The organism is Streptomyces sp. NPDC059037 (assembly GCF_042740015.1).
Lineage (GTDB): Bacteria > Actinomycetota > Actinomycetes > Streptomycetales > Streptomycetaceae > Streptomyces.
The window spans coordinates 1-15,851 of sequence record NZ_JBHYIG010000220.1 but is presented as its reverse complement, the minus strand read 5'-3'; the positions used below and the strand labels follow the sequence as shown (position 1 = coordinate 15,851).

1 protein-coding gene is annotated in these 15,851 nt (G+C 72.7%); it reads left to right on the top strand.

Annotated elements, in window-relative coordinates:
- Positions 1–268: 268 nt before the first annotated feature.
- A partial coding sequence (locus tag ACFWY6_RS33445; protein WP_384698514.1) for an SDR family NAD(P)-dependent oxidoreductase occupies positions 269–15,851 on the top strand: 15,583 nt, incomplete at its 3' end.

Sequence of the window (15,851 nt, the reverse complement as noted above, 5' to 3'; positions counted from 1 at the left end):
GGGGGCGGGGGCGCGATGTTGCGCGCCGGGGGGGGCACCTTGGGGGGGGGGGGCGACCCCCGGGTGTGACCGTGGGTACGCCCCCTTCGTCGTGCCCGCGTGATGCCCGCGTGATGCCCGCGTTCCGGCAAGGGCGGCTGAAAACAGCCCTGGTCGAAAGTTCTGGTTCTCGTCGGCGGCCCTGCACCGAAGCCCGGTCAAGAGCCCCACCCTCTGGCGGAAGCCCAGGTCAGGGCCAAAAACCCATACTCCGGCCATGAAGCCATCCATGTCAGGTGACCAGCGGATCGGCGGGGCCGAAGACACCGCCATCGCAGTGATCGGGGCCTCCTGCCGGGTCCCCTCGGCAGCGAACCCGGCCGAGCTCTGGCGCCTGCTGTCGGAGGGCACCGACGCCGTCACGCCCTGGCCGGCGGAGCGTGGCCCCGGACGCCGGAACTGGCGTGGTGGCTTCCTGGACGACGTACGCGGCTTCGACGCCGCCTTCTTCGGTGTGGCGCCCGACGAGGCCGCCGCCATGGACCCGCAGCAGCGGCTCGCCCTGGAGCTGGTCTGGGAGGCGATGGAGGACGCCGGTGTGCGCGACGACCGGCTGCGCGGCTCACGCACCGGCGTGTTCGTGGGCGTCTCCTCCGACGACTACGCCACGCTCGTCTCCCGTTCCCACGAAGGCCGGGCGGGCGGCGGCGAGTTGCACGACTTCACCGGGCAGCACCGCGCCGTCATCGCCAACCGGGTCTCCTGGTCGCTCGGCCTGCGGGGCCCCAGCCTGGCCGTCGACGCGGCGCAGGCCTCCTCGCTCGTCGCCGTCCACCTCGCCTGCGAGAGCATCCGCCGCGGCGAGTCCGATCTCGCCTTCGCCGGTGGCGTGAACCTGATCCTCTCGCCGGACAGCATGGTGACGACGGCCGGTCTCGGCGCGCTGTCCGTCAAGGGCCGCTGCGCCACCTTCGACGAGAGCGCCGACGGGTTCGTACGCGGCGAGGGCGGCGGAGCGGTCCTGCTCAAGCCGCTCGCCAAGGCGGTCGCCGACGGCGACCCCATCTACTGCGTCATCCAGGGCAGCGCCGTCAACAACGACGGCGGCGGCGAGCGGCTCACCGACCCCGATGTCGCCGGCCAGCGGGACGTCCTGCGCCGCGCCTACGCCGACGCCCGGATCAGCCCTGACGCGGTCCAGTACGTCGAACTGCACGGCACCGGCACACCGGTCGGCGACCCCGTCGAGGCCGCCGCCGTGTCCGCCGTCATCGCCCGCGGCACCGAGGACCGCGACTCGCTGCGGGTGGGCTCGGTCAAGACGAACGTCGGCCACCTCGAGGCCGCCGCGGGCATCGTGGGCCTGCTCAAGGCCGCGCTGTCCCTGCGCCACCGCCAACTGCCGCCGAACCTGCACTTCACCACGCCCAACCCGGCGATACCCCTGGCCGAGCTGAACCTGCGGGTGCAGACCGAGCTCGAAGCCTGGCCCGCGCCCGACGCCCCGCTCGTCGCGGGCGTCAGCTCGTTCGGCGTCGGCGGCACCAACTGCCATGTCGTCCTTGCCGAAGGGCCGTACACCGGACGCCCTGACACCCCCGTGGAGCGCCCCGCCGCCCGGCCGCTGCCCTGGGTGCTTTCCGCCCGCACCGGCCGCGCCCTGGACGCGCAGGCCGCCCGGCTGCTCACCCACGTCGAGGAGCGGCCGGACGCGCACGCCGCCGACATCGCACGGTCACTCGCCGGCGGCCGGTCCACGTTCGGCCACCGCGCCGTCGTCATCGGCACCGGCCGCGACGAGCTCACGGCGGGCCTGGCACGCCTCCACGAAGAGGCGGTGCAGGGCGTCGCCACGGCCGGCAAGACGGCCTTCCTCTTCTCCGGCGGAGGCTCCCACCGCCTGGGCATGGGCCGGGAACTGTACGAGACGTACCCGGTGTTCGCGCAGGCCCTCGACGAGGTGCTCGACCACTTCGTGCCCGGCCTCGACCTGCGCGAGCTGCTGCTCGGCGGCATCGACGACGAGGCCGCGGCACAGGCCCTGGACGGCATGCGTTACATGCAGCCCGCCCTGTTCGCCTTCCAGGTCGCCCTGTACCGCCTGGTCACCTCCTGGGGCGTCACCCCGGACCTGCTCGTCGGCCACTCCTTCGGCGAGGTCGTCGCCGCCCATGTCTCCGGGGCCCTCCCGCTGGCCCACGCGGCCGCCCTTGTCGCCGCGCGCGGCGAACTGATGGAGGGACTGCCGCCCGGCGGCGCCATGATCGCCGTCGAGGCCACCGAGGAGGAGCTGCTCGAAGCGCTCGACGGCGTCGACGACGTCTCGGTGGGCGTCGTCAACGGGCCGCAGGCCGCCGTGATCTCGGGCGCCGAGGACGCCGTCACGCGGATCGCCGACGCGTTCCGCGCCCGCGGCCGGCGAACGAACCGGCTGCGCGTGCAGAATGCCGCCCACTCGCCGCTGATGGCACCCGCCCAGGGCGAGTTCGCCCGCAGGATCCGCGGCCTCGCCGTCGCCGAACCCGCCATCCCGATCGTCTCCACCGTCACCGGGCGTACGGGGGACGCCCTCACGGAGGACTACTGGATCGGGCACCTCAGCGCCACGGTCCGCTTCCACGACGCGATCGCCGCCTGCCGCGAGCAGGGCGTGACCCGGTTCGTCGAACTCGGCCCCGGCAGCGTGCTGACCCCGCTCGTCGACACCACCGGGACGGACATCGCGGTGGCGCTACAGCACCGCGAACGCCCCGAGGCCCAGGCGCTGCTCACCGGTCTCGCCGAGGCCTGGACCGCGGGCGTGCACGTCGACTGGGAACAGGCGTCCGGCGCCGCCCGCACCGTCGACCTGCCCACCTACGCCTTCCAGCGCGAGCGCTACTGGCTCGACGAACGCCCGGCGGCCCCGGCGGCCGAGCAGCACCTCAGCTCGGCGACGCTCGCCCTGCGCGAGCGCATCCGGACCGAGCCGGACGGATTCCTGGCCCGCTGGCTGGCCGACCACCTGGCCGAGACCACCGGTTCCGCCCCGGCCGACCCCGACACGACCTTCCGTGACCTGGGCTTCGACTCGGTCCTCTCCGTTCAACTGCGCAACCGCCTCGTCTCGGCGACCGGCCTGCGCATGCCCGCGAGCGTCCTCTTCGACCACCCCACGCCGAACGCCCTCGCCGCGCATCTGCACGACGAGATCGTCGGCGTACTGGACACACCGCAGGACTCCCCGGCCCTCGCAGCCGCGCCGAGCGCCGCCACCGACGACGACCCGGTCGTCATCGTCGGCATGGCCTGCAGGCTGCCCGGCGGGATCGACTCGCCGCAGGAGCTGTGGCGGGCCGTCGCCGACGGCGTCGACGCGACATCGGAGTTCCCCACCGACCGCGGCTGGGACCTCGCGAGCCTCTACGACCCGGACCCCGCCAACCCCGGCACGACGTACGCACGCCGCGGCGGATTCCTCGCGGGGGCGGGCGACTTCGACGCGGAGTTCTTCGGGATCAGCCCCCGTGAGGCGGCCGCGATGGACCCGCAGCAGCGGCTGCTCGTGGAGACCGCGTGGGAGGCCGTCGAACGCGCGGGCATCGACCCGAGCTCGCTGCGCGGCAGCAGGACCGGCGTCTTCGTCGGCGCCACGAACATGGAGTACGGCCCGCGCCTGAACGCCCCGGCCGACGGCACCGAGGGCTTCCGCCTCACCGGCAACACCACCAGCGTGGCATCGGGCCGCATCTCGTACCTCCTCGGCCTCGAGGGCCCGGCGCTGACGGTGGACACGGCGTGCTCGTCGTCCCTTGTCGCACTGCACCAGGCGGTGCAGTCGGTCCGCAGCGGGGAGTCCGCCCTGGCCCTGGCGGGCGGCGTGACGGTCCTGTCCACGCCGGGCATGTTCGTCGAGTTCTCCCGCCAGCGGGGCCTCGCCCCCGACGGCCGCTGCAAGCCCTTCTCCGACGACGCGGACGGCACCGGCTGGGCGGAGGGCGTGGGCCTGGTCGTCGTCGAGCGCCTCTCGGACGCGGAGCGCCAGGGCCACCAGGTCCTGGCCGTCGTACGCGGCTCGGCGGTGAACCAGGACGGCGGCAGCAACGGCCTGACCGCGCCGAACGGTCCGTCCCAGCAGCGCGTCATCCGGGATGCGCGGGCCAGCGCACGCCTGACGTCGGCGGATGTCGATGTGGTCGAGGCGCACGGCACGGGCACGTCGCTGGGCGACCCGATCGAAGCGCAGGCGCTGCTCGCGACGTACGGCCAAGGGCGGGGCGAGGACCGGCCGTTGTGGCTGGGTTCGATCAAGTCCAACATCGGGCACACCCAGGCGGCCGCCGGTGTCGCGGGCGTCATCAAGATGGTGCAGGCGATGCGCCACGGCGTCATGCCGCGCTCGCTGCACGCCACCACGCCCTCGCGCCACGTGGACTGGGAGTCCGGCGCCGTGAGCGTGCTGACGGCACAGCAGGAGTGGACGCCCGAGCCGGAACGGCCGCGGCGTTCCGCGGTGTCGTCCTTCGGCATCAGCGGCACCAACGCGCATGTGATTCTCGAAGCGGCGCCGGTGGCGGAGGAAGCGCCGTCGGCGGCTGAGCCGGTGGTGCGGGATGGCGGTGCCCTGCCGTGGGTCCTGTCGGGCCGGAGCGAGGCGGCGCTTGCGGAGCAGGCGGCTCGGCTCCTTGCCCGGGTCGGCGAGGGTGCCGAACTTGATCCGCGGGATGTGGGGTTCACGCTGGCGGCGGGGCGCGCGGTGCTTGAGCACCGGGCGGTTGTGCTTGGCGGCGGGGTGGATGAACTCGCGGCCGGGCTTGGGGAGTTGGCTGCCGGGCGGCCGGCTTCAGAGGTTGTCGCGGGGCGTGCCGCGCCCTCCGGTGGTGTGGTGTTTGTGTTCCCGGGTCAGGGTTCGCAGTGGGTTGGTATGGCGCGTGAACTTCTGGAGTTTTCGCCGGTGTTCGCGGGGCGGATGGCGGAGTGTGCTGCCGCTTTGGATCCGTACGTGGATGGCTGGTCGCTGCTGGATGTCGTGCGGGAAGGTGACGAGGAGGCGTTCCGGCGGGTTGATGTGGTGCAGCCGGTGTTGTTCGCGGTGATGGTGTCGCTGGCTGAGTTGTGGCGGTCGTTGGGGGTGCGGCCTGCTGCGGTGGTGGGGCATTCGCAGGGTGAGATCGCGGCCGCGTGTGTCGCTGGTGGTCTGTCGCTGGAGGATGCGGCGCGGGTCGTGGCGTTGCGCAGTCGCGCGATTCTGCGGCTGTCGGGTCGCGGCGGGATGGTGTCTGTCCTGGCGCCCGAGGAGCGGGTGGTGGGCCGTCTGTCGGACGGGCTGCAGATCGCTGTGGTGAACGGTCCCGAGCAGGTCGTGGTGTCCGGTGCTCCGGACGAGCTGGACGCTCTGATGGCCGGGTGTGAGGCCGACGGGATTCAGGCGCGTCGTATCGCGGTGGATTACGCCTCGCACTCGCCGCAGGTCGAGGACTTGAAGGCCGAGCTGCTGGACGTGCTCGGTGGGATCGAGCCGCGTACGGGTCAAGTCCCGCTGTTCTCAACGGTGTCGGGTGAGGCGATCGACACGGCCACGATGGACGCTGAGTACTGGTTCACCAACCTCCGTCAGACCGTCCGCTTCGACGCGGCGCTGACGTCGCTCCTGGAGGCCGGGCACCGCGTCTTCGTCGAGGCGAGCCCGCACCCCGTACTGGCGGGTGCGGTCACCCAGGCCGCGGAGGGAAGCGGCGTCGACGGTGTGACCGCGGTCGGCACTCTCCGGCGTGAAGAGGGCGAAGAGGCACGGCTGTTGCAGAACCTGGCCGAGGTGTTCGTGGCCGGGGTGGACGTGGACTGGTCGGCGTGGCTCCAGGGTGGGCGGCTCGTGGAGTTGCCGACGTACGCCTTCCAGCGGCGTCGTCACTGGTTGGCTGCGGGCCGGTCCGTCGTGGACGCGGCCGGGCTCGGGCTGAATGCGACCGGGCATCCGCTGCTCGGCGCCGCCGTGCGCCTCGCCTCGCAGGACGGGCTCGTCCTGACCGGTCAGCTGTCGTTGCACACCCATGCGTGGCTTGAGGACCACGCGGTCTTCGGCACGGTCATCCTGCCGGGCACCGCCTTCGTCGAGCTGGCGTTGCACGCCGGTGGCGAGGTCGGCTGCGGGGTGCTTGCGGAGCTGACGCTTGAGCGGCCGCTGGTGCTTGCGCCGGAAGCGGTGGTCGCGGTGCAGGTGTCGGTGGGCGTCCCTGATGAGGCGGGGCACCGGTCCGTCGCCGTGCACTCGCGCGTCCAGGGCGCCGACGAGGACGCGGGGCCCGAGTGGGTCCGGCATGCCGTGGGTGTGCTGGTGGCCGAGCCCGTGGTGGCGGAGGAGGAGCGGCTGGAGGGTGCCTGGCCGCCCGCCGGTGCTCAGCGGGTCGACGTCGACGACACGTACGAGCTGCTTGCCGGGGTGGGATACGGATACGGGCCGGTGTTCCAGGGCCTGCACGCCGTGTGGAGCGCGGGCGAAGAGCTGTTCGCCGAGGTGCGGTTGCCGGCCGAGGCCGATGAGTTCGGTGTCCACCCGGCGCTGCTCGACGCCGCGCTGCATCCGCTCCTCGACGGCGAGCTGTGGGTGCCGTTCTCCTGGAGCGGGGTGCGGCTGCACTCGGTGGGCGCCGCGGCGCTGCGGGTGCGGTTGTCGCGGCGGACCGACGGTTCCGTGCGGCTCGCGGCGTTCGACGGTGCCGGGCTGCCGGTGGTGACCGTGGACGAGCTGCGGTTGCAGCGGATGTCGCGGGAGCAGCTGGGCTCGGCGGTGGCCGGAGATCCGTTGTACGAGGTGCGGTGGACCGATGTGCCGGTGCCGGACGCCTCTGGGGGCGTGCTGCCGGAGGTCGTGGTCGAGTACGTCGAGCCTGGTGGGGACGTCCGTACGAGCGTGGCCGAGGTTCTTGGGGCGGTCCAGCGGTTCCTGGCCGAAGCGGCCGACGGTGACGGGCGGCTGGCCTTCGTCACCCGGGGTTCGGTCATGGCGGAGCCGGATCCGGCCACCGCGGCGGTGTGGGGTCTGCTGCGTTCCGCGCAGGCCGAGTACCCCGGACGCATGGTGGTCGTGGATGTGCCCGTCGCCGGGGACGCCGATGCCGCCGTGGCGCTGGCTCTCGCTTCCGGGGAGCCTCAAGTCGCCCTCTGTGACGGGCGGTTGTGCGCGCCGAGGCTGGTCACCGTCGCCCCGGAGGCGGCGACCGCGACGGACTTCAAGCCGGACGGCACCGTACTGATCACCGGCGCGAGCGGGGCGCTGGGTCAGCTGGTGGCCCGGCATCTGGTCGCCGAGTACGGGGTGCGGCATCTGCTGCTGGTCAGCCGTCGCGGCGCCGAGGGCTCGGAGGAGCTGGCAGCCGAGCTGACCGAGGCGGGTGCGACGGTGGGATTCGCCGCCTGCGATGTGGCGGACCGTGCGGGTCTTTCGGCGGCGCTCACCGGCATTCCCGCCGAGCACCCGCTGACCGCCGTGATCCACGCGGCGGGCGTACTCGACGACGGAATCATCACCGCGCTGACGCCCGAGCAGATCGACAGGGTGATGCGGCCGAAGGTCGACGGCGCACGGCTGCTCGACGAGCTGACGCGAGACGCCGATCTGGATCTGGCCGCCTTCGTGCTGTTCTCGTCGGCGGCGGGTGTGATGGGCACGGCCGGGCAGGGCAACTATGCCGCGGCCAACGCCTTCCTGGACGCGCTCGCCCACCAGCGCCGGGCCGAAGGCCTGCAGGCCACCTCCATGGCATGGGGTCTGTGGACCAGTGACAGCGCGATGACCGCGCACCTGGACGACGCCGACCTCGCCCGGCTGTCGCGCAGCGGCCTGGGTTCGATGACGACCTCCCAGGGCCTGGCCCTCTTTGACGCGGCTCTCGCCGCCGATCGGGCGACCGTCGTCCCGGCCCGCCTCGACCTGCCCGCCCTGCGCAACCGGGCGGCGCAGGACAACCTGCCCGCGGTCTTCAAGTCCCTGGTCAGGGCTCCCGTACGCCGTGCGGTGGCGCCCAGCGCGGAGGAGGCCTCGTCCTGGGCCGGCCGGATGGCTGCCCTGGACGACGCCGACCGTGCGGCGGTGCTGCTCGAACTCGTGGGCGCGCAGGTGTCGTTGGTCCTCGGCCATGGCTCGGCGTCCTCGGTGGAGGCCGATCGCGCCTTCCGCGACCTGGGCTTCGACTCGCTGACCGGGCTTGAGCTGCGGCAGCGGCTGCAGAGCGCAACAGGCCTGCGGCTGCCGTCCACGCTCGTCTTCGACTACCCGACACTGACCGCGCTGGCCGGCTTCCTGGAGGAGCAGGTCCAGGGCACCGCCACCGGTTCCGCCGCTCCCGTGGCGGTGGTGGCCGCCACGGACGACGACCCGGTCGTCATCGTCGGCATGGCCTGCCGGCTGCCCGACGGGATCGACTCGCCGCAGGCGCTCTGGCAGGCGACGCTCGACGGCGTCGACGCGATCACCGAGTTCCCCGCCGACCGAGGCTGGGACCTGGCGGGCCTCTACGACCCCGACCCGGGCCACCTCGGCACGAGCTACTCCCGCCGGGGCGGATTCCTGGCCGGTGCCGGTGACTTCGACGCGGAGTTCTTCGGCATCAGCCCGCGCGAGGCCGCCGCGATGGACCCGCAGCAGCGGCTCCTCCTGGAGACGGCGTGGGAGGCCCTGGAGCGGACGGGCATCGACCCGACCTCGCTGCGGGGCAGCAGGACCGGAGTCTTCGCAGGCCTGATGTACCACGACTACGGCTCCTGGCTCGGGGAGGCGACCGAGGACGTCGAGGGCCTGCTGATCACCGGCAACAGCGGTGGTGTCGCCTCGGGACGCATCTCATATCAACTGGGCCTGGAAGGGCCCGCGTTGACGGTGGACACGGCGTGCTCGTCGTCGCTTGTCGCGCTGCACCTGGCGGCGCAGGCGCTGCGCAACGGGGAGTGCTCGCTTGCGTTGGCCGGTGGTGTGACGGTGATGTCGACGCCGACGACGTTCGTCGAGTTCTCCCGCCAGCGGGCGATGTCGGTGGACGGTCGCTGCAAGGCGTTCTCGGACGACGCCGACGGTGCGGGCTGGTCGGAGGGTGTCGGCCTGCTCGTGGTCGAGCGGCTCTCCGATGCGCGTCGCAACGGACACCAGGTCCTGGCCGTCGTACGCGGGTCGGCGGTGAACCAGGACGGTGGCAGCAACGGCCTGACCGCGCCGAACGGTCCGTCCCAGCAGCGCGTCATCCGGGATGCGCTGGCCAGCGCACGCCTGACGTCGGCGGATGTCGATGTGGTCGAGGCGCACGGCACGGGCACGTCGCTGGGCGACCCGATCGAGGCGCAGGCGCTGCTCGCGACGTACGGTCAAGGACGCGACGAGGAACGGCCGTTGTGGCTCGGCTCGGTGAAGTCCAACATCGGTCACACGCAGGCCGCGGCGGGCGTCGCGGGCATCATCAAGATGGTCCAGGCGATGCGATACGGCACCATGCCGCGCACCCTGCACGCATCCACCCCCTCCCGCCACGTCGACTGGACCGCGGGCCAGGTCAAGCTCCTCACGGAGAACCAGCCGTGGCCGGAGAGCGACCGCCCGCGCAGGTCGGGTGTGTCCTCCTTCGGTATCGGCGGGACGAACGCGCACGTGGTCCTGGAGGCCGCCCCGGTCGAGGAGCCGACATCGGACGATGAAGCCGTTCCCGCCCTGCCGGAAGCGCCCGCCGTGGTGGACGCGCCGACGGTCCCGTGGGTCCTTTCGGGCCGGAGCGAGGCGGCGCTCGCGGAGCAGGCGGCTCGGCTCCTTGCCCGGGTCGGCGAGGGTGCCGAACTCGATCCGCGGGATGTGGGGTTCACGCTGGCGGAGGGGCGCGCGGTGCTTGAGCACCGGGCGGTTGTGCTTGGCGCCGACGACACCGAACTGACGGCGGAACTCGCGGAGTTGGCGGCCGGTCGTGCGGCGACGGGTGTCGTCGCGGGGCGTGCCACGCCCTCCGGTGGTGTGGTGTTTGTGTTCCCGGGTCAGGGTTCGCAGTGGGTTGGCATGGCGCGTGAACTCCTGGAGTTTTCGCCGGTGTTCGCGGGGCGGATGGCGGAGTGTGCTGCCGCTTTGGATCCGTACGTGGATGGCTGGTCGCTTCTCGATGTCGTGCGGGAAGGTGACGAGGAGGCCTTCCGGCGGGTTGATGTGGTGCAGCCGGTGTTGTTCGCGGTGATGGTGTCGCTGGCCGAGCTGTGGCGGTCGCTGGGTGTGCGTCCTGCTGCCGTGGTCGGGCACTCCCAGGGTGAGATCGCGGCCGCGTGTGTCGCGGGCGGTCTGTCGCTGGAGGATGCGGCGCGGGTCGTGGCGTTGCGGAGCCGCGCGATCCTGAGGCTGTCGGGCCGTGGCGGCATGGTGTCCGTCCTGGCCCCCGAGGCGCAGGTCGTCGGCCGTCTGTCGGACGGCCTGCAGATCGCGGTGGTCAACGGTCCCGAGCAGGTCGTGGTGTCCGGTGCTCCGGACGAGCTGGACGCGCTGATGGTCGGGTGTGAGGCCGACGGGATTCAGGCGCGTCGTATCGCGGTGGATTACGCCTCGCACTCGCCGCAGGTCGAGGACTTGAAGGCCGAACTGCTGGACGTACTCGATGGGATCGAGCCGCGCACGGGTCAAGTCCCTCTCTTTTCAACGGTGTCGGGTGAGCTGATCGACACGGCGTCGATGGATGCGGAGTACTGGTTCACCAACCTCCGCCAGACCGTCCGCTTCGACGCGGCGCTGGACTCGCTGCTTGAGACCGGACACCGCGTCTTCGTCGAGTCCAGCCCCCACCCCGTCCTGTCAGGCGCCGTCACCCAGGCCGCCGAGGGCGCGGGCACGGCCGGTGTGACCGCGGTGGGCACCCTCCGTCGTGGTGAGGACGAGCGGGCGCGTCTGCTGCGCAGTCTGGCCGAGGTGTTCGTGGCCGGGGTGGACGTGGACTGGTCGCCGTGGCTCCAGGGTGGGCGGCTCGTGGAGTTGCCGACGTACGCCTTCCAGCGGCGTCGTCACTGGCTGCCCGCCGGGCGGTCCGTGGTGGACGCGGCCGGGCTTGGGCTGCACCCGGCCGGGCATCCGCTGCTCGGCGCGGCCGTGCGCCTCGCGGGCGGCGACGACAGCATCGTCCTCACCGGACGGATTTCCCGGGCCACGCACCCCTGGCTGGAGGATCACGCCGTCTTCGGCACGGTGCTGCTCCCCGGAACCGCCTTTGTGGAGATGGCACTTCGCGCAGGCGACGAGGCCGGCTGCCAGGTGCTTGAGGAGCTGACGCTTGAGCGGCCGCTGGTCCTTGCGCCGGACGCGCTGGTGGCGGTGCAGGTGTCGGTTGGGGTCCCGGACGATGCGGGGCGGCGGTCCGTGGCCGTGCACTCCCGCGTCCAGGACGCGGAAACGGGCACCGGCACGGGCACGGGCCTGGAGTGGGTCCGGCACGCCGTGGGTGTGCTGGCCGCGGGTCCCGTGGCGGCGGAGGAGCGTCTCGACGGTGCGTGGCCGCCCGCCGGTGGTCGGCGCGTGGACGCGTCCGATGCGTACGAGCTGCTTGCCGGCCTGGGGTATGGGTACGGTCCCGCATTCCGTGGCCTGCGGGCGCTGTGGCGGGACGGCGACGAGATGTACGCCGAGGTCCAACTGCCCGTGGAACCCGACGCGTTCGGCGTTCACCCGGCACTCCTCGATGCCGCGCTGCATCCGCTGCCGTCGGGTGACATGAAGGTGCCGTTCTCCTGGAGCGGGGTGCGGCTGCACTCGGTGGGTGCGTCCGCCGTGCGGGTCCGTCTGTCGCCGTGTGGTGACGGGGCCGTACGCGTGGCGGTGTTCGACGGTGCCGGGCTGCCGGTGGTGACCGTGGACGAGCTGCGGTTGCAGCCGATGTCGCAGGAGCAGCTGGGCTCGGCGGTGGCCGCCGACCCGCTGTTCGAGGTGCGGTGGACCGATGTGCCGGTGCCGGACGCATCGGGAGGCATGCCGTCGGAGGTCGTCATCGAGCACGTCGAGCCCGGCGGTGACGTCCGTACGAGCGTGGCGGCAGTCCTCGACTCGGTCCAGCGGTTCCTGGCCGAAGCGGCCGACAGCGACGCGCGGCTGGCCTTCGTCACCCGGGGCTCGGTCATGGCGGAGCCCGACCCGTCCACCGCGGCCGTATGGGGTCTGCTGCGTTCCGCGCAGGCCGAGCACCCAGGACGCATGGTCGTCGTCGACACGGCGGAAGACGGGAACCCGCAGGACGCCGTAGCGCTGGCCCTTGCTTCCGGAGAGCCTCAAGTGGCCCTCCGTGACGGGTGGTTGTGCGTGCCGAGGCTGGTCACCGTCGCCCCGGAAGCGGCGTCAGCCCCGGACTTCAAGCCGGACGGCACCGTACTGATCACCGGTGCGGGCGGCGCGCTCGGCAAGCTGGTGGCCCGGCATCTGGTCGCCGAGTACGGCGTGCGGCATCTGCTGCTGGTCAGCCGTCGCGGCGCCGAGGGCTCGGAGGAGCTGGTCGCCGAGCTGGCGGATGCGGGCGCGTCGGTGGCCTTCGCCGCCTGCGATGTGGCGGACCGTGCGGGTCTTTCGGCGGCGCTCACCGGCATTCCCGCCGAGCACCCGCTGACCGCCGTGATCCACGCGGCGGGCGTACTCGACGACGGCATCGTCACCGCCCTGACCCCCGAACGCCTCGACACGGTGATGCGGCCCAAGGTCGACGGCGCCCTGCTCCTGGACGAGTTGACCCGGGATCTGGATCTGGATCTGGCCGCCTTCGTGCTGTTCTCGTCCGCGGCCGGGGTGATGGGCACGGCCGGGCAGGGCAACTACGCGGCCGCCAATGCCTTCCTGGACGCGCTCGCCCACCAGCGCCGGGCCGCCGGGCTGCAGGCCACCTCCATGGCGTGGGGTCTGTGGACCAGTGACAGTGCGATGACCGCGCACCTGGACGACGCCGACCTGGCCCGGCTCACCCGTGGTGGTCTCGCGCCGATGTCGCCGGCTCAGGGCCTAGCGCTCTTCGACGCGGCTCTGGCCGCCGACCGGGCCACGCTGTTCCCGGCCCGCCTCGACCTGCCCGCCCTGCGCAACCAGGCGGCGCAGGAGAGCCTGCCCGCCGTCTTCAAGTCCCTGGTCCGGGCACCGGCCCGCCGTGCGGCGGCCGTCGGTGACGGGCAGGCGTCGTCGTGGGCCGCGGACATGGCCGCCCTGGACGACACCGACCGCACCGCAGCGCTGCTCGAACTCGTGGGCGCGCAGGTGTCGTTGGTCCTCGGCCATGGCTCCGCATCCTCCGTTGACGCCGACCGTGCCTTCCGCGACCTGGGCTTCGACTCGCTGACCGGGCTTGAGCTGCGGCAGCGGCTGCAGAGCGCGACAGGTCTGCGGCTGCCGTCCACGCTGGTCTTCGACTACCCGACGCTGAGCACCCTGGTGGGCTTCATCGGCGAGCAGGTACAGGGCACCGCGACGGGGCCGACGAGCCCCGTGCAGGTCGGCGCGGCCACGGACGACGACCCGATCGTCATCGTCGGCATGGCCTGCCGGCTGCCCGACGGGATCGACTCGCCACAGGAGCTGTGGCAGGCGGCCCTCGACGGCGTCGACGCGACCGGCGAGTTCCCCGCCGACCGCGGCTGGGACCTGGCGGGCCTCTACGACCCCGACCCCGATCACCCCGGTACGACGTACTCCCGTCGCGGTGGCTTCCTCACCGGAGCGGGCGACTTCGACGCCGAGTTCTTCGGGATCAGCCCGCGCGAGGCGACGGCGATGGACCCGCAGCAGCGGCTGCTCGTGGAGACCGCGTGGGAGGCCCTGGAGCGGACCGGCATCGACCCGACCTCGCTGCGGGGCAGCAGGACCGGTGTCTTCGCCGGTCTGATGCCGATGGAGTACGGACCGCCGCTGTACGAGCCGATCGAGGGCATGGACGGCTTCCGCATGCTCGGCAACTCGTCGAGCGTGGCGTCGGGCCGCATCTCCTACCTCCTCGGCCTTGAGGGCCCGGCGATGACGGTGGACACCGCCTGCTCGTCGTCCCTTGTCGCACTGCATCTGGCGGCGCAGGCCCTGCGCAACGGCGAGTGCAGCCTCGCCCTTGCCGGTGGTGTGACGGTGATGTCGACGCCGACCACGTTCGTGGAGTTCTCCCGGCAGCGGGCGATGTCTCCCGACGGCCGCTGCAAGGCGTTCTCCGACGACGCCGACGGTGCGGGCTGGTCGGAGGGTGTCGGCCTGCTCGTGGTCGAGCGGCTCTCCGACGCGCGTCGCAACGGACACCCGGTCCTGGCCGTCGTACGCGGCTCGGCGGTCAACCAGGACGGCGGCAGCAACGGCCTGACCGCCCCCAACGGCCCCTCGCAGCAGCGCGTCATCCGGGATGCGCTGAGCAGTGCGCGGCTGACATCGGCCGACGTGGACGTCGTGGAAGGACACGGCACCGGCACGTCCCTCGGTGACCCCATCGAGGCTCAGGCGCTGCTCGCCACGTACGGCCAAGGGCGCGACGAGGAACGGCCGTTGTGGCTCGGCTCGGTGAAGTCCAACATCGGTCACACGCAGGCCGCGGCGGGCGTCGCGGGCATCATCAAGATGGTGTACGCGATGCGGTACGGCGTCATGCCGCGCACCCTGCACGCGTCCACGCCCTCGCGCCACGTCGACTGGGAGTCCGGCGCCGTCAGCGTGCTGACGGAGCATCAGGAGTGGCCCGAGCTCGACCGGCCGCGCCGCTCGGCGGTCTCGTCGTTCGGCATCAGCGGGACCAACGCGCACGTCATCCTCGAAGCCGCGCCCGAGGACACCGAGACGCCAGAACAGGAGCGGGAGCAGGCGCCGGACGTGCCGGTGATCCCCTGGGCGCTGTCGGCGAAGACCCCCGCCGGAGTGCGGCGGCAGGCCGCACGGCTGCTCGCGCGGATCACCGAAGACCCCGGACTCGACCCCCGGGACGTCGGATACACCCTCGCGGCGGGTCGCGCGCTGATGGAGCACCGGGCCGTGGTCCTCGGCGCCGGGCGCGACGAGCTGACCGGCGGTCTCGCCGCCGTCGCCCGGGGCGATGAGACGCCGGGCGCCGTCGTCGGATCGGCCCGCGCCGCCGGACCGGGCGGGCTCGCGCTCGTCTTCTCCGGACAGGGCTCGCAGCGGGCCGGAATGGGCCGCGAACTGCACGGGCTCTACCCGGTGTTCGCCGAGGCCTTCGACGCCGTGTGCGCCGCCGTGGACGAGCACCTCGACGGGCACGCCGAACACCCGCTGCGCGACGTCGTGTTCGCCCCCGCCGAATCCCCGCTCGCCCCGCTGCTCCAGCAGAGCATGTACACGCAGACCGGCCTGTTCGCGCTTGAGGTCGCGCTCCTCGCCCTGCTGAGGGAATGGGGGGTCACACCCGACTACGTCATGGGCCACTCCCTGGGCGAGATCACTGCGGCGTACGCGGCGGACGTGCTCTCGCTGGCCGACGCGTGCGCCCTCGTCGCGGCGCGCGGCCGGCTGATGCAGGCCCTGCCGGAGGGCGGGGCGATGGTCGCCCTCGCCGTCGACGAGCGGACGGCCCACGCGTACATCGAGCAGGCCGGACTGGAAGGCCAGGTCGGGATCGCCGCCGTCAACGGCCCCGAGGCCGTGGTGGTTTCGGGCGACGAGTTGGCGGCGGATGCTGTCGCCGGGCACTTCCGTGCCGCCGGGCACCGGGTGCGCCGCCTCTCCGTGTCGCACGCGTTCCACTCGCACCGCATGGACGCGATGCTCGACGATTTCGCCGACGTGCTGGAAGGTCTGTCCTTCCAGGCGCCGAAGATCCCCGTGGTCTCGAACGTCACCGGCGGCCCGGTCGACCCCGAGCGTCTGCGCACCCCGCAGTACTGGGTGGAGCACGTCCGCGGGGCCGTACGCTTCGCCGACGGCGTCCGGC